The sequence below is a fragment of the Herpetosiphon sp. genome (assembly GCF_003512625.1).
Taxonomy (GTDB): domain Bacteria; phylum Chloroflexota; class Chloroflexia; order Chloroflexales; family Herpetosiphonaceae; genus Herpetosiphon; species Herpetosiphon aurantiacus.
In genome coordinates this window covers 1-22055 of the sequence record NZ_DOPT01000001.1, presented here as the reverse complement: position 1 = coordinate 22055, position 22055 = coordinate 1, and the positions used below count along the sequence as shown (strand labels likewise).

Below are 22055 nucleotides of genomic sequence, written 5' to 3'. Positions count from 1 at the left end.
TTCGCTGGTGGTTCTCGGCGATTATACCATGCCGATCAAGATCATTGTGAAAATTTGGGCAATGAACGCAAATCAGTGTTACAGTTTAAGCGCAATGCCTCAATTCCCTAAGCCCTAGCATAGCACATCTGGTGCTGATTAAGTAGGAATATATGCCAGAAATATTAATTAATCTTGACCATGTTACAAAATCGTTTCAAGAAGCGGGCCAAGCGCGGCTGGTGCTGCGCGATATCAATGCTCGAATTCAGCAGGGCGAAGTGATTGCCTTGCTTGGGCGTTCTGGTTCGGGCAAATCGACCTTGCTGAATATTTTAAGTGGCATCGATGCGCCCAGCTCAGGCCGAATTACAATTAACGACATTGAGCTGGGCCAGCTCAACGAGCATCAACGCACGCTATTTCGACGGCAAAACATTGGCTTTGTGTTCCAATTTTTCAATTTGATTCCAACCCTCAGCGTCGAAGAAAATGTGCTGTTGCCGCTGGAATTAGCAGGTCGATTAACTGCCGCTCAACGTGAACGCGCCTATGAATTGCTGCGCCGCGTGCATCTCTTTGATCGTCGCCATGTTTACCCCGATAAGCTTTCGGGCGGCGAACAACAACGAATTGCGATCGCCCGTGCTTTGGCTCACGACCCACTGCTGATTCTTGCCGACGAACCAACTGGTAATTTGGATGCCACGACCGGCCAAGAGGTGCTCAATTTGCTCGATGAGATGAGCCGCCAAGCTGGCAAAACCCTGTTGATGGTCACCCACTCGCTCGAAGTCGCTCGCCGCGCCGATCGGTTGTTGAGCATGGTCGATGGGCAGTTGGTCGAACATAGCTTGGCTGAGGTTGAACTATGAAGTTGCTCTATCGCAGTAGTTTGCGCTATTTACTCCGCCACCCCGCCCAGGTTTTGCTGGCAATTTTAGGCGTGGCCTTGGGCGTGGCGGTGGTGATCGCGATTGATTTAGCCAATGGCAGTGCCCAACGGGCCTTTATGCTCTCCACCGAGAGCGTCACTGGCAAAACCACCGATCAAATTCTGGCGGGGCAAAATGGCTTGTCCAGCGATTTATACGCTCAGTTGCGCACTGAATTAGGCTTATCAGCGGTCGCGCCAGTCGTTGATCGCACAATCAGTCTGCCCAATCAGCCAGGCCGTTCATTTCGTTTATTTGGCATCGACCCATTTGCCGAACAGCCGTTTCGACCATATTTGGCAACTCTCTTCAATAACCAAACCGATCTGCAAGCGCTATTGACTGAGCCAAATACTGGCTTGATTTCGGCGCAAACTGCCCAAACTCTTGCTTTGACCGTCGGCCAAACCCTTGAAACGCGGATCGACGGCCAGCGCCGCAACATTACGATTATTGGGTTGATCGCTGGAGGCGATCAATTAAGTCAAGAAGCTTTGGCCGATTTGATTTTAGTTGATATTGCGACCGCGCAGGAGTTAGTTGGTCAACCAGATCGGATTAGTCGCATCGATTTGATTTTGCCTGAGGAGCAACGCAGCGCAATCCTTGAGCAAATCAAGCCGTTGTTGCCTGCTGATGCGACCCTGACGACCCCCGCCGCCCGCAGCGAAACCCTGCAACAGATGACCCGCGCCTTTGAACTCAATTTACAAGCACTCAGTTTATTGGCCTTGATCGTCGGGGTTTTCCTGATTTACAACACCATGACTTTTTCGGTGGTGCAGCGGCGTGGTTTGTTTGGCATTTTGCGCTCGTTGGGCGTGACACGGCGCGAACTATTCAGCCAAATTCTGATCGAGGCCGCCGTGATTGGCACCATCGGGGCAATCCTCGGGGTGCTATTGGGCATCGTGCTTGGCCGTGGTTTGGTGCGACTGGTCACCCAAACGATCAACGACCTCTATTTCAGCGTCAATGTACAAAACATTGCGATTGACAACATCCAATTAATTAAAGGTTTTGGGCTGGGCTTGGGCGCAACCTTGATTGCCGCCAGCATTCCAGCACTTGAAGCTATGTTCTCACCGCCACGCACGGTGCTACGACGTTCCTCAATCGAAGAACGAATTCAACGGATTGTGCCACGCTTGACCTTGGCAGGCTTGGGTTTAGCAGGTTTGGGCGTGGCTTTGCTGCAAATTCCATCGCGCAGCTTGTTCCTCAGTTTTTCAGCCATGTTTGGGGTGATCATTGGCTGTGCCTTGTTCACGCCATTTGTCACCTTGCAGATGATGCGATTGTTGCAAATTCCACTCAACCGCATGTTTGGGCTGCTTGGTAAGATGGCCGCTCGTGATGTGGTTGCCGCCTTGAGCCGCACTGGCGTAGCAATTGCTGCCTTGATGGTGGCGGTTTCGGTCACGGTTGGCGCTGGCACGATGATTGGCTCGTTTCGCACAACGGTCGTTCGCTGGCTTGATCAATCGTTGCAGGCTGATGTGTTTGTGTCGGCTCCCAGTTTGAGCGCTAATCGTGCTGACACCGCGATTGATCTACGCTTAGTCGAACAAATCGATCAATTACCCAGTGTTGCCTCGATGACGACCCTGCTGAACTTACGGGTCGAAAGTGAGCTTGGGCCAGTTCAATTAGCCGTCGCCAATTATCAAGATTCAAGTTTGAGTCGGCGGGCATTGAGCTTTATCACCGATGCTGAGCAGGCTTGGCAAGGCTTTGCCGAACAAGGCCAAGTTTGGGTTTCCGAGCCATTTAGCTATCGTTATGGGCGAGGGCTTGGCGATAGTATCACCTTACAAACCGAACGCGGCCCACAACAATTTACGATCGCCGGAGTGTACTACGATTATGCCTCGGATCAAGGCTACATCTCCATGAATCGGCGTGATTTTGCCAAATATTGGGATGTTGATACGGTGCATTCGATCACGATTTGGCTGGCTGAGAACGCTGATAGTGCCACGACGATCAGTCAAATTCAGGCTTTAGCTGCACCAATTCAAGATTTGAAGGTGCAATCGAACCAAGCTTTGCGCCAAAGCACCTTGGAAATTTTCGACCGCACCTTTGCAATCACGGCAGTTTTGCAGTTATTGGCCACAATTGTTGCCTTTATCGGCATTTTAAGCGCATTAATGGCCTTACAATTAGAACGAAGCCGCGAACTTGGAGTTTTACGCGCCAATGGCATGACCCCACGCCAATTGTGGTTGAGCGTGCTCAGCCAAACTGGTTTAATGGGGCTAACTGCTGGATTATTGGCCTTGCCAGTCGGCTTGATTTTAGCGGTCGTACTAGTCTATGTGATCAATAAACGATCATTTGGCTGGACGATGCAGCTGATTCTCGACCCCAACTTATTGCTGCAAGCCTTGATTGTAGCAGTTGTGGCAGCGCTGTTGGCAGGCTTGTATCCAGCGTGGAAAATGGGGCGTACCTCGCCAGCGTTGGCGTTGCGGGAAGAATAGCATTCGGGCACAGGCGTGCTCAAAAGGAGGCCAATGAGCACAGAAAGCATTTTTGTCATCGCCGGAAGTTTGGTGCTAATTAGCATTATTGTCAGCACCTTATCGGATCGCTGGGGGATTCCGGCCTTGGTGCTGTTTATGGGCATTGGCATGCTCGCTGGCTCTGACGGCCCTGGCGATATCAATTTCGATAATGCGGCAGTTGCCCAAGTAGTCGGGATTGTCGCGCTGATTTATATTTTGTTCTCGGGTGGCCTTGAAACCCATTGGCATCGAATTCGAGCAGTCATTGGCCCAGGCTTATTGCTAGCCAACATTGGAGTGGTGATTAGCGCCAGTATGGTAGCAGCAATTGCAGTTTGGCTGTTTGATTTGCCACCAGTTGTTGGCTTATTGTTGGGGGCAATTATTTCCTCAACTGATGCCGCAGCCGTGTTCAATGTGCTTCGCACGCGGGGAGTACGCCTGCCTGAGCCAGTTGAATCGCTGATCGAGCTAGAATCGGGCAGCAATGATCCAATCGCCGTGTTTTTAACGATTGGGCTGACGAGTTATCTAACCAGTAGCGGCCATTCGGTGGGCGCGTTGGCCATCGAGTTTGTGCTCGAAATGGTTTTAGGGGTGGTGATTGGTGGGCTTGGTGGCTACCTAATCACATGGCTGATCAATCGGTTACGTCTGCAAGATGGGCTTTATCCAGTCTTGACCTTATCGATGACGATTATGGTGTATGGGGCGGCCATGTTGGTGCATGGCAATGGCTTCTTGGCGGTGTATGTGGCAGGTTTGGTGGTTGGCAATCGGCCAATTATTCACCGCCGCAGTTTAATTCGCTTTCACGAGGGGATTGCCTGGCTGATGCAAATTGCCATGTTCTTAACTTTGGGATTGTTGGTTTACCCATCACAACTTGTCCCATTAATTGGCAAAGGCCTGTTGCTGGCAATCTTTTTGATGTTTATTGCACGACCAATCAGCGTGATTGTGGCACTCGGCTGGACGCGCTTCAAGTTGCGCGAACGCTTGATGATTAGCTGGGCAGGCCTACGCGGAGCTGTGCCAATTGTGTTGGCAACATTTCCATTGATAGCGGGAGTTCCCCAAGCCAACGATATGTTTCATTTAATTTTCTTCGTCGTGCTGGCCTCAGTTACGGTGCAGGGAATGAGCATTGGTTGGGTGGCTGATCGGCTAAAACTCAATTCACATGATATTCAAATCAACAGCATGCCCTTGGATTTTATTCCTGAGATCAGCCCTGAGAGTACCGTTTACGAGGTGGTTGTGCCTGATGATGCCCGTTTAGCTGGGCGCAACATTATGGAATTGCAACTGCCACGCGGCGCGTTAGTTGTGCTAATTCGGCGTGGGCGTGAGACGATTGTGCCCAGCGGCAACACGCGGGTTCAAGCCAACGACAAAATTCTGATGTTGGCCGATCAACAGGCGCTTGAGGTAATTAACCAACGCCTAAATATTGCCAACCAAGCTGCATAATGCCAAACACTGACCCCTTGCTCAACCATGTGGGCAAGGGGTCAAATCGGCTATTGTTCGATGACGGTAATCGCTTCGGCAGGCGTTTTCTCGCCATACATCACCATCATCAAGCCCGGGAAATAGCGATTCATCAAGTGAACCGATGGATAAATCGCGTTACGAATCCAAATAAAGGTCAGCGTTTCATCTTCAAAATCGAGGCTACTCTTGAAGCGAACTTCACCATCGCTAAAATCAAGCTCGAAATTCCCAATATGCAAGCCATAGTTAGCGCGAATCAAATATTCGGCCACCAACTGGCGCTTATCTTCAGGAACTTTCATCGGAGCGTAGGCATAAATTAATAATTGTTCTTGTTCAAGCTTAATTTGGGCCAAACAACGAATATCAACATTTGCGCCTTGATAATGCATGCGATAGGCTGGACGATCTTCGACACGTTGCGGAAACCAGCCATCTTCTTCAAGAAACAGCCCTAAAGTGCTGAAACCACGCCAGCCAGCGGCCTGTTCATGTTCTGGGTCAAGTTCAGGACGGTATTCTGGTTCTTCCATGAGCCACCTCGCATTGAGCATAACACACAGCAACGCTGTGCTACACCGGTTTCTTGCACATTATACCTGAGCCGATTGTCCATGTCATTGGTCTTTCTGCTGATAGTATCGCTCATCGGTGTGTCAGGGGCTGTCGCAATGATCCACGAAGGACACGAAGGGCCACGAAGTTTAGAACCGCTAGGGCTGTTTCTCGCCACGAATTGCCCGAATACAATAACAGGTTGTTGACTTTTGCCTTTTGACTTCATCGCACGACGCTGACCCCTAACCGCTAGCCTCTGATCCCTCGGCCTAATTATTCGCGCCGTTCTCGCAACCTTCTTTGATCACGGCGATTTCGTCGGGCACTTCGACCGCCTCGACCGCGCCGCTGATAAATGGCTCAAAAAAGTTGGCAATAATCGCTTTGGCGGCTTCAATTTCGTTGGCACGTTGTACATCGCGGCGCAATTGGTTGCTAGCATACAAACCAATGCTGAATTGACCAATCAGTTGTTTTAGCTTGCCAAGGGCTTGGCGCTCAACCATAGTTTCAGCACACATATCAACATAGCGCACCAGCAAATCACGTTTATCGCTTGGTGTTGGCACAAATATGGGTTCGCCTGCCCGCAATTGAGCAATTTGGCGAAAAATCCATGGATTGGCCATGGCAGCTCGACCAATCATCACTGCTGCAACCCCAGTTTGCTCCAAACGCGCCAAAGCATCGGCTGGTGTGCGCACATCGCCTGAGCCAATCACCGGAATCGAGACTGCTTGCACAACTTCAGCAACCCGCGACCAATCGGCATCGCCGCTGTAGCCTTGCACTTTGGTACGTGGATGCAAGGTAATCGCGGCACAACCAGCATCTTCAGCAATTTTAGCGGTATCAATATAATTTAGCGATTGCTCATCCCAGCCAGCCCGAAATTTGAGCGTAAACGGAATGTTGATCGCTGCATACACGGCTTTGAGCATTTGCTGCATTTTGGGCAAATCTTTGAGCAAGGCCGAACCATGGCCGCCACCAGTGACTTTGGGCGAAGGGCAGCCACAGTTTATGTCAATTACATCGGGGCCAAGTTCTTCAACAAAGCGGGCGGCGGTTGCCACCAAATCGGGGTCGTTGCCCGAAAGTTGAATCGAAATTGGCCGTTCTTCGGGCAGATAATCCAGCAAGCGATGGCGTTTCATGGCCTTGGGCGAAACACTGGCAGCATTGGTCATCTCAGAAACAACCAAGCCACAGCCACCCAACGACAACACCAGCCGCCGAAAGACTGAATCGGTTACGCCAGCCATCGGGGCCAGCACCATGTTTGGAAAAATGCGCATTGAGCCAAGTTGAAATGATTCGGGCAATGCTTGGGTCAGAGTATCAGGCATAAGCTGCATCCATGTAATTTCGTTAATATGACAACAACGCCAGCATCAACCTGACGCTGGCATTGAAAAAGCCGTTTTTTGTATTATACGCCTATTCGCTAAGACTAGGATCAGTCAATTCGCGAATGACCCGACATGGATTGCCCGCCGCAAAGACATTCGCCGGAATATCTTTGGTCACTACACTACCAGCGCCAATCGTGGTGTTATCGCCAATCGTCACGCCTGGGCAGATGATCGAGCCGCCGCCGATCCAAACATTTTTGCCAATCGTCACCGGAAAGCCTAATTCCGGCCCTTTGATCCGTTCACTCGCGATCAGCGGATGACTGGCAGCATAAATTTGCACCGCTGGGCCACACATCGTGTTGTCACCAATCGTAATGTAGTTACAATCGAGAATCACACAATTGGCGTTGAAAAAGACATTATTGCCCAAACGAATGTGCGCCCCGTAATCACAGAAAAATGGTGGCTCGATCCAAACATTTTCGCCAATGTGCCCAAACCATTCACCCAGCAACGCTCGCGATTGCTCTGGCTGACCTGGCTCAATTGCATGAAATTGGCGACTCAAGCGGCGGCTTCGTAGCGAAAGCGCCTGTAATTCAGGATCAAAGGCTGAATATAATTCACCCGCCAACATTTTCTCACGTTCAGTTTTGCTCATTGATGCTCATCCTCAATAACGACATTGTTTAAATTTTAGCATACTGAAACGTTTTTGAAAATGATTCAGCCCTACGAACGATTAAGCCAGCGCCAAAACACTATCAAAGCCAATCCGTTTACCAATCGAGCGGGCCAAAGTTGGAGTAAAGGCCGCCCGTACCACGAAGCGGCTGACTTGCACGCCCAACCACGTCCGTGGCACGAAGGTCAAGGCGACTCTTCGTGCGCCAGCTTGTTTGCGCTCGACAAAAGGCCGCATGCGTCGCTCATAGGCCTGGAAAGCGGCTTGATGATCAGCAGTTTTGGCCAATTCTTCGGCTAGCACATACGCTCCGCCCATCGCTGTGGCCGCGCCTTGACCTGAAATCAATGTCAAACAATGCGCGGCATCGGCCACCAAGGCCACCCGCCCTTGCGACCAACGCGGCATGCGAATTTGGCTGATCACATCGCAATAAAAAGCACTTTGCTGATTGATCGAATCGATCAATTGGGGCACGAGCCAGCCTGCATTACGATATTCAGTTTGAAGCATGGCTTTGCGTTGATCAGGCGCTGGCAATTGGGTTTGCTGGCTCCGATAGGCCAGCATCATCAAAAAACCGCCACGCCGATCGGGGTAAATGGTCGCTTGGCGTTGTGGCTCGATCAACATCGTGGCATTCGCGCCATAATTCTCAAGTTGCGGCACTTTGAAGGTCGCAAACGTATAGCCCAAGGGGTGGGCAAACTGGCTTTCGGGGCCAAACAGCATGTGGCGCACCTGCGAATGAATCCCATCAGCGCCGATCACCAAATCAAATTGCTCAACCCGACCATCGTTGAAGCGCACTTCAACATACTCAGCATACTGCTCTAAGCGCACAATTGTGGTGGCATAACGCACTGGGAGATCGCTCGGCAAGGCATTGGCCAAAACCGCCTCTAATTCAGGGCGCATCAGGTGCAGCATTGGGTGAGGCAAAGCTTCGCGCAAAGGAGCCAAGGGTTGTTTGACAATCGTTTGGCCTTGGCTATTTTTGAGCACCATTGATTCAACTGCAATTTGGCGGCCTTCGAGTTCGGCCAAAATGCCCATACGTTGAGCCACATCCCAGCCACTGCCACTAAAATCGATGCCATAGCCCTCGTCGCGGCGTTGGGCTGCTTGCTCGATAATCGTGGGTTGCTCACCATGTTGCTTCAGCCAATAACCCAGCGTCAAGCCCGCAATCCCCCCACCTACAATCAAAATTCGGCGTTTGTGCTGCATCGTTCTATCCTCATCAATAATTGACTGACTAGTCGGTATATTATTGAGTATAAAGCGCTTTTAGAGACTGTCAAGAGTGAAATTGACAGGAGCACGACGATTTCACTATGGCAATTAATCACCGATTCGTTGATAATCTAGCAGTAGCTATCCAGATATTGGGCACATAGGAGTTTCGTTGATGCAAGCAACTCAATATTCATCAAATCGATTCATTCGGCTGATTGGCGGCTTGTTACTACTTAGTACGTTTGGGCTAACGAGCAGTTTACTCAAGCCTTCGGCAGCAATGGAAGGAGTGCCAGCAATTGATCCACGGCTCAATCTGACCCAACGGGGCGGGGTTATCACGATTGGCAATACGCTAGGCCATGATTGTGCGGCGGGCGTTCCCGCTCCAATAGTGGGTGCAGTTGGTACGTGTGGTACAAATACGAGCGATTCAGGCGTTGACATTTATTGGCGAGCCGATTCGCCTGCTGTCAGCCAAGCTGAAGCGAATACCAGCCTCAATAATGCCCAGGCTCGCAGTAGTGCAATGCTCAATATTCCGGTCGGGGCCAGCGTAACCCATGCCTACCTCTATTGGGGAGCGCGTTGGGGTGGCGTAACACCAACTGGTGCTACGCTTGAATTTAATTGGGGCAATAGCCAGAACGTCACACCCATCAGTACAGTTATCAATCCAAATTCATTTTATCAAGCGGTCGCAGATGTTACCAGCTATGTTCAAACGCATGGCTCCGGAGCCTATCGTGCCAGTGGCATTCTCGCTAATCCGTTTATTAACACCAATGATACTAACGCCTTTGCCGCTTGGTGGTTGGTAGTGGTCTATGCTGATGCAAGCCAACCCAATCGAACGATCATTCTCCACGATGGGCTGGATCAAGTATTAATTGGCAGCTCAATTACCAATACATTGAGTGGATTCAATATTCCCAGCAGCAGCACAACCAACCTTACGATTGTGGGCTACGAGGGAGATAACTCAAGCGCCGGTGACCAATTGCTGTTTAATGGTAATAGCGTTAGCAATGCGCAAAACCCTACCGATAATATGATGAATAGCACTCGTTCATATTTAGGCAACCCAGTTTCAAGCGCAGGCGATTTGCCACAACTAACCGGAGCAGCCAACAGTATGGGTGGGTTTGACCTTGATACCTTTGATGTTTCAGCATGGACTAGCCCAGGCCAAACCACAGCTAGCATAACCACTGGCTCCACTAGCGATATGTATTTCGTTGGGGGCTTGATTTTAGCGATCACTTCGTTGGTTGCCGATACTCCAACGCCCAGTAACACCCCAACCAACACCCCGACGAATACTTCTACTGCAACGAACACGCCGACCAACACACCAACGAATACCGCAACCAACACGCCGACCAATACCGCGACCGCAACGAGTAGCCCAACCAATACTCCAACCAGCACAGCGACCAATACTCCCACACCAAGCCTATGGCGAACCTTCTTGCCAATCGCAATTCGCTCAGCTGAATAAGTATATTGAAGCTAAAAGCCAACAGCCGAGGCAAAACCTCGGCTGTTGTGGTTAACAGCGTTAGCTCAAAAATTCAGCTAGCGCTGTTCGATCATGTCCATGCCCAATTGAGCATCGATCTGTTGGTTTGTTGGGCGAGTATAGACCCCGAGACTGATGGCTTGCGAGTTGCTTGATGGTAGCATGCGAGTCTGCATCGTGTGGCAGATAACGCTACTTATCCAGCGGATGAATAGCCTAAGGAGCGTAACTATATGCGTCAGTTAATCTATTTCATCGCCTGTACGGCTGATGGATTTATTGCGCGTGAGGATGGCAGTTTCGATTTCTTTCCCATGCAGGGTGGGCACATGCAATATTTGCAGCAGGAATATCCTGAAACTATCCCTAGCCATTTGCATGCGCTGCTAGGAATTACAGCTGAGCCACGCCATTTTGATACCGTCGTGATGGGTCGGCACACCTATGCAGTTGGTTTGAGCGAAGGCGTTACCAGTCCGTATGCCCATTTGCGGCAATATGTAGTGTCACAATCAATCACCACCAGCCCAAGCCCAGATGTAACCTTAGTTGCCAATGACCCAGTTGACTTGGTGCGCAGACTCAAACAAGAGCCTGGGCAGAATATCTGGTTGTGTGGCGGCGGCTCGTTAGCCAGCGCCTTAATCGGCGAGATCGATCAACTGATTCTGAAAGTTAATCCCGTCATCCTTGGTCAAGGGATTCGGCTTTTTGATCGGCTTGATGCTCCAGTTCAGCTCGAATTGCTTGAACAGCAAACCTTTGATGGCGGCGTTGCACTGCATCGCTATGCCGTAGCTCATCATCGTGATTAAATTCAGCTCATCCGCTAGGCTTTACGGCGGGTTATCAAAAGGAATTCTATGCGCGTAGAGACAACCCATGCCAGCGCCGTTGCAACCAGCACCCGCGAAAAAGGCATTATTTTAACCTTGTTGATTGCGACCTTTGTCGTGATTCTAAACGAAACGATTATGGGTGTGGCTTTACCCCGCTTGAAGGACGAATTCCAAGTCGAAGCAAGCACCGTGCAATGGCTGACCACAGCCTATCTATTAGTTATGGCGGTCTTGATTCCCACAACCGGCTTTCTGATTCAACGGTTTAGCACGCGAACGCTGTTTCTTACGGCCATGGGTTTATTTACCTTCGGGACTGTGGCAGCGGCAGCAGCGCCTGGATTTGAAGTGCTCTTGGTTGGTCGGGTATTCCAAGCAGCGGGCACAGCGCTAATGCTGCCATTGCTCATGACAGTTATTTTGGTGCTAGTGCCGATGGAGCGGCGCGGAGCTATGATGAGCACGGCCAGTATGGTGATTTCGGTGGCTCCCGCGATTGGCCCAGCCCTATCAGGGTTAATCATCCAAGCGCTTTCGTGGCGTTTTATGTTTATTTTCGTGATCCCAATTGCCCTAGCGGTGCTGGCCTATGGCTACCTACGGTTGGTGAATGTGGGCAAACTTCAAGCAGCCAGCCTTGATCGTACCTCGATTCTCTTAGCAGCAATAGGCTTCGGCGGGCTAGTCTACGGCTTTAGTCGGGCGGGCGAGCCTGGCAGTAGCCTAACCGAGCCAATTGTTTTGGCAGCGATCGGAATGGGCTTAGTTGGGATCGCATTGTTTGCATGGCGACAAACCCGACTTTCCAGTCCATTGCTTGACCTGCGCGTTTTTCGCTTTCCCATGTTCACGCTGAGCGTCGTATTAATGATGGTTGTGATGGTGACATTATTTGCCTCAGCGATTCTATTGCCCTTCTATTTCCAGCAAATTCGCCAGTTTAATACCCTGCAAACCGGGCTTTTTTTGCTGCCTGGCGGGGCATTGATGGGATTCAGTGGGCTATTCGTAGGTCGGATCTTTGATCGATCGGGGCCACGAATGCTCGTGATCGGGGGCATGGTACTGGTTGTCTTGGCACTTTGGCAGTGGACGTTCTTGAATGCCACAACCTCAGTGATCTGGCTTCTCAGTCTCCATGTAATCTTCAGTTTAGGCCTTGCCTGTTTGTTCACGCCAATTCTCACAACTGGACTTAATCAATTGCCCCAAACCTTGCACTCCCATGGCACAGCGATCTCCAACACACTTCAGCAAGTTGCCGGAGCAATTGGAACGGCCTTATTAATCACGATTATGAGTGCTGGTCAAGCTCAGCCAGGGCAAACCATCGCGCCTAATCCATTGGCTGATTTGACCATTGGCATCCAAAATGCCTTCGTGGTGGCAGCTGGAATAGCCGTGGTTGGTTTGGTGTTAGCGCTTTTTCTGCGTCGCACGGGCGAACCAAGCGGAGAGCCAACATTTATTCACTAATGGCACTGAATAGGCATGTTGGAGCTAAAAATCAACAGCCGAGGCAAAACCTCGGCTGTTATAGTTAACATCTGCTTGCGCTAGCTCAACCACTGGGCTACCCGTTGTTGCAGCGCATCCATGCCTAATTGACCATAGATGGTGTAGGCTTGCTGCCAAGCCGCTTGGGCTTTGGTTGGTTGTTGTTGGCGCTGCCAATGCTCGGCCAAGGCCAGCTGAATCGCCGCAACTTCAGCTTGCGAACCACTAGCTTCGGCCATGCTCAAGGCCTGTTCAAAGCAGTTTAGTGGGGTAGTTGGCAAGCTTGGCGGCAAGAGGATTGGCACATTCAATTGGCTCAAGGCACTGCCCAAAACCCGCAGTGCCGCGCATAATTCGAGGGTTTGTTGGCGTTCGCGAGCAGCATGATGCGCTTGGATAATATGGCGAATTGCCTCATCAGGATAGCCCAAACCAATCGCCGCCTCAGCCCGAAAACGATAGGTTTCCGCGATCCCATACCACGTGGTCGAACGAGCGAGTTCAAAAGCCTCGTTCAAGGTGGCAATCGCGGTTTCATACGTGCCAAGCCCCACCAATGCGCCGCCCAAATTACTCAAAAACATGATTAACCGTTCAGGATTGCGCAACTCGCGGCCAATGACCAAGGCTTGTTGATATAGCTCGACGGCATGCTGAAAATCGCCACGATGACGAGCAGCCTCGCCCATCACATTCAACATGCGCCCTTCATCTTCGCGCTGGCCGAGTTGGCGGTGTAAGGCGAGGCCTTCGGAAAATAGCTGCTCGGCTAGAGCAAATTGGCCTTGCAGCACATTCATATAGCCATGAGTTTTCAGTGCCAAAGCCAAACTATGGGCATCATTGGCTTCACGGGCAATCGCCACCGCCGCATGGCTGGTTTGCCAAGCCTGCTGCAATTGGCCTTGATAGCTGGCAATCCAACTCATGCGCATCAAAATTTTGCAATGGGTCGGCTGGTCATGGGCTTGTTTGGCATATTCCAAGGCTGGTTGAATGCTTTGCAGTGCATCGTTATGCAAACCTTGACTGCTTTGGACATCGGCAATTTCACACCAGACGCGAGCCAACGCTGAAAGTTGCTGTTGCTGTTGGGCTTGGTTCAGCAAACGCCGATAAATTGCATCGGCCTCGTGCCAACGCCCAGTATGTTTGTAGATTTCGCCCATTGCAAAGAAAATATCGATGGTTTCATGGGCGGCGAGCAAGGGCAAACAGCGTTCGTAATAGCTCAAGGCCACATCGGTGGCATAGCGTGCCGCCGCCGCATCGCCAGCCTTGCGAAAATAGTTGCGCTGTTTATCAAGATTATTGCTCATGCCATAGTGGTGCGCCAACAAATCGGCAGCACCTTCCACACCATAGGTTTCAACCAAATAATCGCCAACCTGCTCGTGGAGCGCGGCACGCGTGGCCAATGGCAAGCTTTGGTAGGCAACTTCTTGGGTAACCACATGTTTAAACAGATATTCAAGCTCAGGCTCATCGCGATCAAGTGGCGTAAGATCCATGCGGCTCAGAGTGTTGAGTTGCTGCTTAACTTGCTCGGCACTGCCCAATTGCGGGTACGCGCCCCAGAGCCAATTGGCTTTGAATAAACGACCAATCACGCTGGCAACTTTGAGCGTATGCTTGGTCGCCTCTTCAAGTTGGTCGATCCGGCTGATAATCAAGCGGTGTAAGCTATCGGGCAACTCCAGTTGAGCCACGGCCTTGGGATCGCTCAAATCGGGCTGGCGTTCAACCACCAAATTAATCAATTCTTCAATATAAAATGGGTTGCCCTGCGCCCGATCGGTCAGTTTGCTAACCAACTGCTCTGATGGTGCTTGGCGATTGCCGAGCAGTTGTTTGATTTTGAGTCGCACTAATTCAGCAGTTTCGTCGAGCGTAAATTCTTGTAATTCGATTTCGTGCCAATGTTCAAGCTGGCGTAACTCGTGCCACATCGTTTGATCACGCTCGGCGGAAGGTCGATAGGCCAGCACAATCAGCACGGGCACATCGCGAATCGCCTTAGTAATTCGCGCCAACAAATCGTTCGAGAGCGAATCGATCCAATGGCAATCTTCGAGCACCAGTAATAACGGCGTTTCATTGGCACGGTAGCGCAAACAATCCACCAGCAGCGATTCTAGTAGCATCTTGCGCGACTTAATATCCAGCAATTTGGTCAAGGATTGATCGGGAATCGGCAGGCGTAGAGCGCTCGCCAGCAGCGGCATCCAATCTAATAAATCTTGATCGATCAGGGCTAATTGCGCCCGCAACTGCAACATTTGCAAATCGAGCGGCCACTCAGGATCAACATTAAAAAACGAGCGCCACAAATTATGCCACAACAAATAGCTAATGGTTGTGCCATACGAAAGGCACTCGCCGCTATACACCGCCACTCGTTGCGCCCGCGCAATCCGGCGAATTTCGGCCACCAGCCGCGATTTGCCCATGCCAGCTTCGCCCGTAATCCCCAACACTTGGCCATGGCCCTGCTTGATGCGACTCAGCAATTCGCCGACAGATTGTAACTCTTGGCTGCGCCCGACCATTGGCAAAGCATAAATTGGCTCTTGGCCACGAATCGCCGTCTGGCGTAAATCGGTTAATTCGTGTAACTCGACCAATTCGCTGCGGCCTTTGACTCGAACGGCTGGCAAAGGCGCAGTTAAAAAGGTTGAGCTAAGGGTTTCTTGGGTAGCTTCGGTCAGCAAAATTTGGCCTTGACCAGCTTGCTGCATCAATCGCGCCGCCAAATTGACTGTATCGCCAATCACGGTATATTCTTGGCGACGCTCCGAGCCAATCAAGCCACAAAAGACAAATCCTGTGTTGATGCCGATACGAGCCTCAAACTCAGGTAAGGCGCGAAGCTCTAAGGCACAGTGCGCCGCCCGATCACTATCATTTTCGTGGGCAACTGGTGCACCAAACAGCACCAAAAAGCTACTACCTTTATCGCCAATTTCAACTTTATTCAGATAGCCATCATAGCGCTCGACGATCCGCAGCACTTCGCGAAAGTAATGGTTGAGCCGTTCGGCGGCAAATGGATCACGATCATAATCGGGGGCATCGAAATTGACAAACAATAGCGTAACTGAGCGGCGCTCGTTGATAAACGCGGTACGACCTTCACGCACTTGTTGGGCAATTGTGGGGTGCAAGTAGGCATCGAATTGGGCAGGTGGATGCGGGGTGATTGGTTCAGGCCAGCGAATTGGCTGCGCCCGCACGCTTTGCTCAAGCCCAAGCACCTTGGCAAAACGCTGATCGAGCGTTTCACGCTTGAACTGCTCGCAATCCAACGAGGCATAATCAATAATCACATCGCCAGAACGAGCCTGATTTTCGGCCTCGGCAGAGCGTAACAACGCCGAGCCACCCACCACCGCAACACAGCGCTTCGTCGGATCGCCGACCGTGGTATAGAGCACATGGCCTGCGGCAATCCCAATTTTGAGGGTCAAACGCCATTTGGTTGCTTGAATTTCGATTGCGCCCAATTGCTCCATCAGGCTTTGCATTTCGAGGGCACAACGAACAGCGCGAGCAGCGACCCGTTGAGTCCGTTGCGGCTGATTAATCGGAAACAACGCCGTAATGGCATCGCCGCCAAATGTGCTGATCATGCCGCCAAAGCGCTCGATCACATCAATTAATGGGGCAAAACAGCGATTTAATAAGCGGGTTAGGGTTTCAGTTCCATGCGAATCGTGTTGACCAAGCGCCTCGCTGAGAGGCGTAAAGCCCGCGATATCGGCGAAAAGCACCACAGCTTGGCCATGTTTGGTCGTTTGGGTTGCAGAAGAGGCCCGTTGATCAAGCAATCGTGGGACAAGATACGGCGGCACATAAGCAAACCAGCGTGCTTGCATGGAGCAACTCCTAGGCCCGTGAAATCATCGCGCGAATTACGCTTGCTCCTAGTATAGCCCGTACCATAGTCCTACGCAAATGCTGAGGCCAGTATTTTAGCGCCAATCAGCCTTCAATCCACTTAAATTGCAGCTCTCGCAATTAAGCTTGAGTCATCGTTACTTGGCGAGTTCAGGCGGGTTGAAACTGGGTAAACCTGCATTTTTTCACCAGCAAACGGCGTTAGTAACGGCAGCAGATCAGCCACATCAGCATTAGGATTGAGCCAATCACGCTCGGTTTCTGGCTCAAGAATCACCGGCATGCGGTTATGCACCGCTGCCGCCATCGAATTAGCCGAGGTTGTAATCACGGTAAACGTGGCTAGGGGAGTAGTGCCAGCGTTCCATTCTTCCCACAGACCTGCCATGGCAAATGGTTGAGCATCTTCGAGCACAAAGCGCATGGGTTGCTTGCCATTGGAAGTTGCCTGCCATTCATAATAGCCATCGGCTAGCACCAAACAGCGACGTTTGCGCAATGGCTCGCGAAAACTAGGTTTTTCTAGGAGTGTTTCGGCGCGAGCATTAATCATTTTATGCCCAATGCTGGGATCTTTGGCCCAATGTGGCACTAAACCCCAACGTAACCATTGCACACTTTGCGGATCACGATTGAGAATAACTGGTAAATTCTGGCTTGGCGCTGCATTATAGTGAGCTTGCCAATCGCCCGCCACTTGCACCCCAAAACGTAAGGCAATTTGCTGCCCATTCGCAGTGATCGAATAGCGTCCACACATCGCTTTAACTCCTTTGTAATCGCCCAAAAGCTACTATCAGTTACCCTAAACTTAAGTATACCTTTAAAAACCTTAAAAGCAAACACATATGTTCGTTTTTATTGCGGTTAAAGGCTTTATGCTACAATAGTTGCTTGCAAGCCCATGCGTGGAGGGCTGCACTTAACCCTATCTGCGAACAATGGGAGTTCTCAACGTGAAAAGCATCACGGTGGCCTTACCCGCCTATAACGAAGCTGAAAATATTCCGGCCATGGTTGAGGAAGTGGTCAATACCCTCGAAAGCCTTGGCCGCGCCTATGAAGTTATTGTCGTCAACGATGGGAGCCGCGATAATACTGCGGCGGTTGTGCGTGACCTAGAAGCCCGCTATCCGCATGTTCGGTTGGTCGATCATGCGGTGAACCAAGGCTATGGCGCTGCGGTCTGGACAGGCTTGACCAGCGCAAAAACCGATTTGGTCTTTTTTACTGATGCTGATCGTCAATTTGACCTTGGTGAGTTACCCAAATTGCTGGCCAAAATTGATCAAGCCGATTTGGTGGTTGGCTATCGCTCACCACGCCGCGACCCGCTGATGCGCCGCTTAAACGGTTGGGGCTGGAGCCGTCTGGTCACCTTGTTGTTTGGCTATACCGCCCGCGATATTGATTGCGCCTTTAAATTGATGCAACGCCATGTCGTTGATACGCTCAAAACTGAGGTTCAATCACGTGGGGCTACGTTTAGCGCCGAATTTTTGGTTCGCGCCAAACGGGCTGGCTTTCGCTTTGAAGAAGTTGCGATCAATGGCCATCGCCCACGGGTAGCAGGCAACCCGACCGGAGCCAAATTGAGCGTGATTTTGCGAGCCTTCCGCGAATTGATTGCCGTTCGCAGCGAATTAGCCCGCCAAGAACAAACCAAAGCCAAACATATTTAACTTTCGATCTGCAACAGTCCCACACTCCATTGATTAAGTGTGGGACTGCGATTTTAGCGAGCGGCCCATTCACCACTAAATTGATTCAAGCACATTCAGCATACGATCAATCTCAGTGCGCGTGTTGTAATGGGCTAAACCAACCCGCACCATCCCCCCTTGATCAAGCAAGCCTAAGCGTTCGACGGCTCGCAAGGCATAATAATGGCCATCCCAAACACAAATTCCCTCATTACCAAAGGTTTTGGCAATTGCTTGGGGCGTAACTCCAGCCTTGCGAAATGCCACGGTGGGTACGCGCAAATGGCCACGTTCAGGCTCCAAAATGCCATACAATTGCACACCTTTAAGCGTTTGCAACGCTTGAATCAAATATTGGCCAAGGCTCTGCTCGGCTTCAGCAATCGCATGCATTGCGGACAACAAGACGGCCCGTTGACCAACCGTTTCGCCAAGCAGCTGATCGTAGCGCTCCATATAACCCACACCTAAGCCACCGAGATATTCCAAGGCTCCGTTGATGCCCGCTTGGCCTTCAAAATTTTGCGTGCCAGTTTCCCAGCGACTAGGCAAAGTTTCGGGGGCAGGTCGCACTTTATAAGCAAACAGGCGCTCTAGATGTTCGCGTTTGGCCCAGAGCACCCCAACATGCGGCCCAAAAAATTTATAGGCCGAACATGCCACAAAATCGGCATCAAGCGCTTTGACATCGCATGGAATGTGGGGCACGCTCTGAACCGCATCAACAAAACACAAAGCACCAACAGCATGGGCTTGTTTGACAATCGTTTGAACATCATTAATTGTGCCAAAGGCATTTGAGGCCCAACCAACGGCCACCAATTTAGTGCGCGGCGAAAGATAGCGCTCAAAGTCACTCATCACCAGGGTGCAATCAACAGGATTAATATCCACAAAGTGTACGATAACCCCACGTTCTTCAGCAGCCAGCAGCCATGGCGTAACGTTGGCATCGTGGTCAAGCGTGGTCAGAATAATCTCATCGCCAGCTTGCCATTCGCGAGCTAGTGAACGACTGAGTGCAAATGTGAGCGAAGTCATGTTGGCTCCCAGCACAATTTCATCTGGCTCACCGCCAAGCAAGGCCGCCAACCCTGCATGACATTCGTCAATGACGGCATCGGTGCGCTGGCTGGTGATAAAAGCACCATGGGTATTGGCAACCGAACGCCGCAAATAATCGGTCATCTGGCCAATCACTTGTTGGGGCACTTGGGTTCCACCAGGATTATCAAAAAAAACTAAGGGTTTCCCCGCGTGAGTCTGGGTTAACGCTGGAAAGTGACTACGAAATGGCGCTAAATCGACCGTCATGGTAACTCCTTGGCAACTATGCTAGGTCGCATACAAGCAGGCTAGCCAGCAAAACAAGCTTTATCATACAAGATCTGGCTAAGCCCGATTTTGCAGCAATTAAAGGAAGATCGCAAAAGCGGGTTAATCCCGCAACCCAAGCACTAAACCGTCGGATCGAGACTTGCCAAAAGCCCTAACTATCGGTATACTCAGATTTGAGTTTCTCATTTTAGATTAATCCTAAGGAGGAGGTATGCTCCCACGTTCGACCGTGCGGCGCAGCATGGCATTAATCATTCTAGTAATGCTTTTAACGCTGGTTGTCGCCCGACCCCAAGCTTCTAATGCTGCCGACCCACCAACTTATTATGCTGAAACCGGTCACTACCTTGGTGGTGGTTTCCGCGATTACTGGAATGCCAACGGCGGCTTACAAATTTTTGGCTACCCCATCACTGAAGAATATCGCAACGCACAGGGCAAAACCATTCAATGGTTTGAACGTGCTCGCTTTGAGTTAGCCAGCAATGGCTCAGTCGAGTTAGGGCTTTTGGGGCGTGAAGCAACCGTTAATCGGGTGTTTCCGCAAATCCCGCCCCGCGAAAACGATGCCAACCACCGCTACTTCCCCGAAACCAGCCATATGATTATGTGGGGGTTCAAAACCATTTGGGAAACCAAAGGTGGTTTAGGCGTATTTGGCTATCCAATTAGCGAAGAAATGGATGAAATTCTCGCTTCGGATAACAAATGGCATATCGTTCAATATTTCGAGCGTGCTCGCTTTGAATTTTGGCCCGATTACCCTGCGGGGCAACGGGTTGTCGTCAGCGATCTAGGTCGGCGGTTGGCTCCCCGCGAGTTAACCACGCCATTGCCACCAGGCAGCCCTCCAGGCAGTACCCCTCCTGGCGCACCTGGGTTGCCACCAAGCAAAGATGCGATCGTTACGCCAAGCTCTGGGCCTGAAGGGACAACCTTTGGCTTCAATGGTTTTGGCTTTGTCGCCGGTGAAGAAGTGGTTTTGTGGTTGACCTCACCTGATGGTACAGTCTACCCGGCCAATTCAACAACCTATGCTGATATCGATGGGTCGTTAACCTCATCAGGTATTTATGTCACAATCAGCCAAGGAGTTGGGGTTTGGGCGATTACCGCCCAAGGTCGGCTCAGCGGCCATGCCAGCATTGGCTATTTTGAAGTTACCCGAGCACCTGAGCAGCCACTGCCCGCCGACTATAATGCACGGGTTGACCCTCGTGAAGGTCGGCAGGATACGATTTACAACTTCTATGCAGGCGGGTTTGTTCCAGGCGAAGTAGTTGCGGTTGGTGTACTCAACGAATATGACGAACTCGTAACCGAAGTTATTGGCGTTTATGCTGATGGTAATGGCTCAATCGATTATGCCAATATTCGCTTTGTGCCAAACAATTCCTTCGATCCAGGTATTTATGAAATCTATTCCACCAGTGAAAGTGGCCGTGAAGCCTATGCCTTCTTGCGTATGCGCAGCAATAGTGTGACCAGTGTCTCGACCTTAAGCATGCGTCAAGCGCGAACCACCAGCGGTTCATTAGGCCGTGGCGATGGGCTAGCCAGCGAAGGCAATATCGATTTCTTCCAGAAATAGTTAACAAACCAAGCTTGATCAAAGGGATGAGCAAATGCTCATCCCTTTTTTGTCGCTTCAGCCCGCAGGATGCTATAATGCTGCTACGGTTCGACCGTACAAATGCAGGGGCTTTTGAATCGAAAGGATCAATCAATGGCTCATCGGGTTACCTTGATTCGTGGTGACGGAACAGGACCAGAACTTGCCGAAGCTACACGCCGGGTCTTAGAAGCTACAGGCGTGGCTTTTGATTGGGATATTCAGGATGCAGGGGTCGATGTAATGGAGCAATTAGGGACTCCATTGCCCGATTCCGTGCTCGAATCAATTCGTTCAACCAAAGTGGCGTTAAAAGCGCCGATTACCACCCCCGTTGGCACAGGTTTTCGCTCAGTCAATGTGGCGATTCGTAAAGAACTCGACCTCTATGCCTGTGTTCGGCCATGTCGTTCCTACCCTGGCGTGCGCTCGCGCTTTGAAAACATCGATCTTGTGGTTGTGCGCGAAAACACCGAAGATCTCTACGCTGGGATCGAGTTTGAGCGTGGCACTGATGAAGTAGCCGAATTGCGCAACTGGTTGCTGCAAAAACGCCCAAATGCCTTGATCAAAGAGCCAGGTGGTATCTCAATCAAGCCCATGTCGGTGCCTGGCTCAGAGCGAATTGTGCGCTTTGCCTTTGAATATGCCCGCGCCAACAAACGCAAAAAAGTCACGGCAGTGCATAAAGCCAATATTATGAAGTTCAGCGATGGCTTATTCTTAGAAGTTGCCCGTGAAGTCGCCAAAGAGTATCCCGATATCGAGTTCGATGATCGGATTGTCGATAATATGTGTATGCAGTTGGTGCAAAAACCAGAACTCTATGATGTGATGGTATTGCCCAATTTGTGATAGTGCTGGCGAACCCTGTTTGTGCGGTGCA

Annotated in this window: 15 protein-coding genes and 1 pseudogene; 9 read left to right on the top strand and 7 right to left on the bottom strand. The window is 50.9% G+C overall.

Translation table 11 applies throughout. The features are described 5' to 3' along the window. The first annotated feature begins 152 nt into the window (after positions 1 to 152). The 3 genes from DEF47_RS00080 to DEF47_RS00070 are packed head-to-tail and all read left to right on the top strand — an operon-like array spanning position 153 to position 4897. Positions 153 to 854 carry an ABC transporter ATP-binding protein gene (locus DEF47_RS00080; RefSeq protein ID WP_012189018.1) on the top strand — a complete coding sequence of 234 codons (702 nt, stop codon included), beginning with the start codon at positions 153 to 155 and terminating at the stop codon, positions 852 to 854. Beyond that, entirely contained in the window at positions 851 to 3400 is a 2550-nt protein-coding gene (locus tag DEF47_RS00075) for an FtsX-like permease family protein (RefSeq protein WP_012189017.1), read from the top strand. Before DEF47_RS00080 ends, DEF47_RS00075 begins: the two co-directional genes overlap by 4 nt. A 33-nt stretch (positions 3401 to 3433) precedes the next feature. Further along, positions 3434 to 4897: a potassium/proton antiporter gene (locus tag DEF47_RS00070; protein ID WP_012189016.1), complete on the top strand. Its 1464-nt coding sequence runs from the start codon at positions 3434 to 3436 to the stop codon at positions 4895 to 4897. A 50-nt stretch (positions 4898 to 4947) separates the two neighbouring features. Here DEF47_RS00070 and DEF47_RS00065 read toward each other — a convergent pair whose 3' ends face one another. From DEF47_RS00065 to DEF47_RS00050, 4 genes are all read right to left on the bottom strand, one after another. Beyond that, complete coding sequence (locus tag DEF47_RS00065) at positions 4948 to 5454, bottom strand: YbjN domain-containing protein (RefSeq protein ID WP_012189015.1); 507 nt, start codon at positions 5452 to 5454, stop codon at positions 4948 to 4950. 294 nt (positions 5455 to 5748) lie between these two features. Next, the gene (gene dusB, locus DEF47_RS00060) at positions 5749 to 6837 is read right to left on the bottom strand and encodes a tRNA dihydrouridine synthase DusB (RefSeq protein WP_012189014.1); all 1089 of its coding nucleotides are present in this window, start codon (positions 6835 to 6837) and stop codon (positions 5749 to 5751) included. Between the two features lie 82 nt (positions 6838 to 6919). Further along, the gene (locus tag DEF47_RS00055; protein WP_012189013.1) at positions 6920 to 7498 is read right to left on the bottom strand and encodes a sugar O-acetyltransferase; all 579 of its coding nucleotides are present in this window, start codon (positions 7496 to 7498) and stop codon (positions 6920 to 6922) included. A gap of 81 nt (positions 7499 to 7579) precedes the next feature. After that, a complete protein-coding gene (locus DEF47_RS00050; RefSeq protein WP_012189012.1) occupies positions 7580 to 8752 on the bottom strand; it encodes an FAD-dependent monooxygenase in 1173 nt (390 codons plus the stop codon). A gap of 181 nt (positions 8753 to 8933) precedes the next feature. On the opposite strand from DEF47_RS00050, the gene DEF47_RS00045 reads away from it, so the two are divergent. From DEF47_RS00045 to DEF47_RS00035, 3 genes are all read left to right on the top strand, one after another. Next, positions 8934 to 10262 carry a hypothetical protein gene (locus DEF47_RS00045; RefSeq protein WP_041304274.1) on the top strand — a complete coding sequence of 443 codons (1329 nt, stop codon included), beginning with the start codon at positions 8934 to 8936 and terminating at the stop codon, positions 10260 to 10262. Between the two features lie 254 nt (positions 10263 to 10516). Further along, on the top strand, positions 10517 to 11098 hold the full coding sequence (locus DEF47_RS00040) for a dihydrofolate reductase family protein (RefSeq protein ID WP_012189010.1): 582 nt from the start codon (positions 10517 to 10519) through the stop codon (positions 11096 to 11098). A 48-nt stretch (positions 11099 to 11146) separates the two neighbouring features. Then, complete coding sequence (locus DEF47_RS00035; RefSeq protein ID WP_012189009.1) at positions 11147 to 12598, top strand: MDR family MFS transporter; 1452 nt, start codon at positions 11147 to 11149, stop codon at positions 12596 to 12598. An 80-nt stretch (positions 12599 to 12678) separates the two neighbouring features. Here DEF47_RS00035 and DEF47_RS00030 read toward each other — a convergent pair whose 3' ends face one another. Together DEF47_RS00030 and DEF47_RS00025 are read right to left on the bottom strand one after the other, a co-directional pair. Beyond that, entirely contained in the window at positions 12679 to 16494 is a 3816-nt protein-coding gene (locus DEF47_RS00030; RefSeq protein ID WP_012189008.1) for an adenylate/guanylate cyclase domain-containing protein, read from the bottom strand. A 122-nt stretch (positions 16495 to 16616) separates the two neighbouring features. Next, a complete protein-coding gene (locus tag DEF47_RS00025) occupies positions 16617 to 17276 on the bottom strand; it encodes an SOS response-associated peptidase (protein ID WP_012189007.1) in 660 nt (219 codons plus the stop codon). Between the two features lie 196 nt (positions 17277 to 17472). Between DEF47_RS00025 and DEF47_RS00020 the strand changes: the two genes are divergently transcribed. Next, positions 17473 to 18198 carry a glycosyltransferase family 2 protein gene (locus DEF47_RS00020; RefSeq protein WP_012189006.1) on the top strand — a complete coding sequence of 242 codons (726 nt, stop codon included), beginning with the start codon at positions 17473 to 17475 and terminating at the stop codon, positions 18196 to 18198. Between the two features lie 75 nt (positions 18199 to 18273). On the opposite strand, the gene DEF47_RS00015 is transcribed toward DEF47_RS00020, so the two are convergent. Further along, positions 18274 to 19533 (bottom strand): cysteine desulfurase-like protein, encoded by a 1260-nt coding sequence (locus DEF47_RS00015; RefSeq protein ID WP_012189005.1) that lies wholly within the window; start codon positions 19531 to 19533, stop codon positions 18274 to 18276. Between the two features lie 235 nt (positions 19534 to 19768). Here DEF47_RS00015 and DEF47_RS00010 point away from each other — a divergent pair, with 235 nt between their 5' ends. Next, positions 19769 to 21148, top strand: coding sequence for a hypothetical protein (locus DEF47_RS00010; protein WP_012189004.1), 1380 nt, complete (start codon positions 19769 to 19771; stop codon positions 21146 to 21148). A gap of 135 nt (positions 21149 to 21283) precedes the next feature. Beyond that, positions 21284 to 22021, top strand: a pseudogene (locus DEF47_RS00005) (isocitrate/isopropylmalate dehydrogenase family protein); the annotation flags it as partial. Positions 22022 to 22055 lie beyond the last annotated feature (34 nt).

Excerpts from the sequence above, each read along its gene's own strand:
- DEF47_RS00055 (WP_012189013.1), bottom strand. The coding sequence starts at position 7,498 with ATGAGCAAAACTGAACGTGAGAAAATGTTGGCGGGTGAATTATATTCA.
- DEF47_RS00040 (WP_012189010.1), top strand. The coding sequence starts at position 10,517 with ATGCGTCAGTTAATCTATTTCATCGCCTGTACGGCTGATGGATTTATT.
- DEF47_RS00035 (WP_012189009.1), top strand. The coding sequence starts at position 11,147 with ATGCGCGTAGAGACAACCCATGCCAGCGCCGTTGCAACCAGCACCCGC.
- dusB (WP_012189014.1), bottom strand. The coding sequence starts at position 6,837 with ATGCAGCTTATGCCTGATACTCTGACCCAAGCATTGCCCGAATCATTT.
- DEF47_RS00080 (WP_012189018.1), top strand. The coding sequence starts at position 153 with ATGCCAGAAATATTAATTAATCTTGACCATGTTACAAAATCGTTTCAA.
- DEF47_RS00075 (WP_012189017.1), top strand. The coding sequence starts at position 851 with ATGAAGTTGCTCTATCGCAGTAGTTTGCGCTATTTACTCCGCCACCCC.
- DEF47_RS00050 (WP_012189012.1), bottom strand. The coding sequence starts at position 8,752 with ATGCAGCACAAACGCCGAATTTTGATTGTAGGTGGGGGGATTGCGGGC.
- DEF47_RS00015 (WP_012189005.1), bottom strand. The coding sequence starts at position 19,533 with ATGACGGTCGATTTAGCGCCATTTCGTAGTCACTTTCCAGCGTTAACC.
- DEF47_RS00065 (WP_012189015.1), bottom strand. The coding sequence starts at position 5,454 with ATGGAAGAACCAGAATACCGTCCTGAACTTGACCCAGAACATGAACAG.
- DEF47_RS00030 (WP_012189008.1), bottom strand. The coding sequence starts at position 16,494 with ATGCAAGCACGCTGGTTTGCTTATGTGCCGCCGTATCTTGTCCCACGA.
- DEF47_RS00045 (WP_041304274.1), top strand. The coding sequence starts at position 8,934 with ATGCAAGCAACTCAATATTCATCAAATCGATTCATTCGGCTGATTGGC.
- DEF47_RS00025 (WP_012189007.1), bottom strand. The coding sequence starts at position 17,276 with ATGTGTGGACGCTATTCGATCACTGCGAATGGGCAGCAAATTGCCTTA.
- DEF47_RS00010 (WP_012189004.1), top strand. The coding sequence starts at position 19,769 with ATGCTCCCACGTTCGACCGTGCGGCGCAGCATGGCATTAATCATTCTA.
- DEF47_RS00070 (WP_012189016.1), top strand. The coding sequence starts at position 3,434 with ATGAGCACAGAAAGCATTTTTGTCATCGCCGGAAGTTTGGTGCTAATT.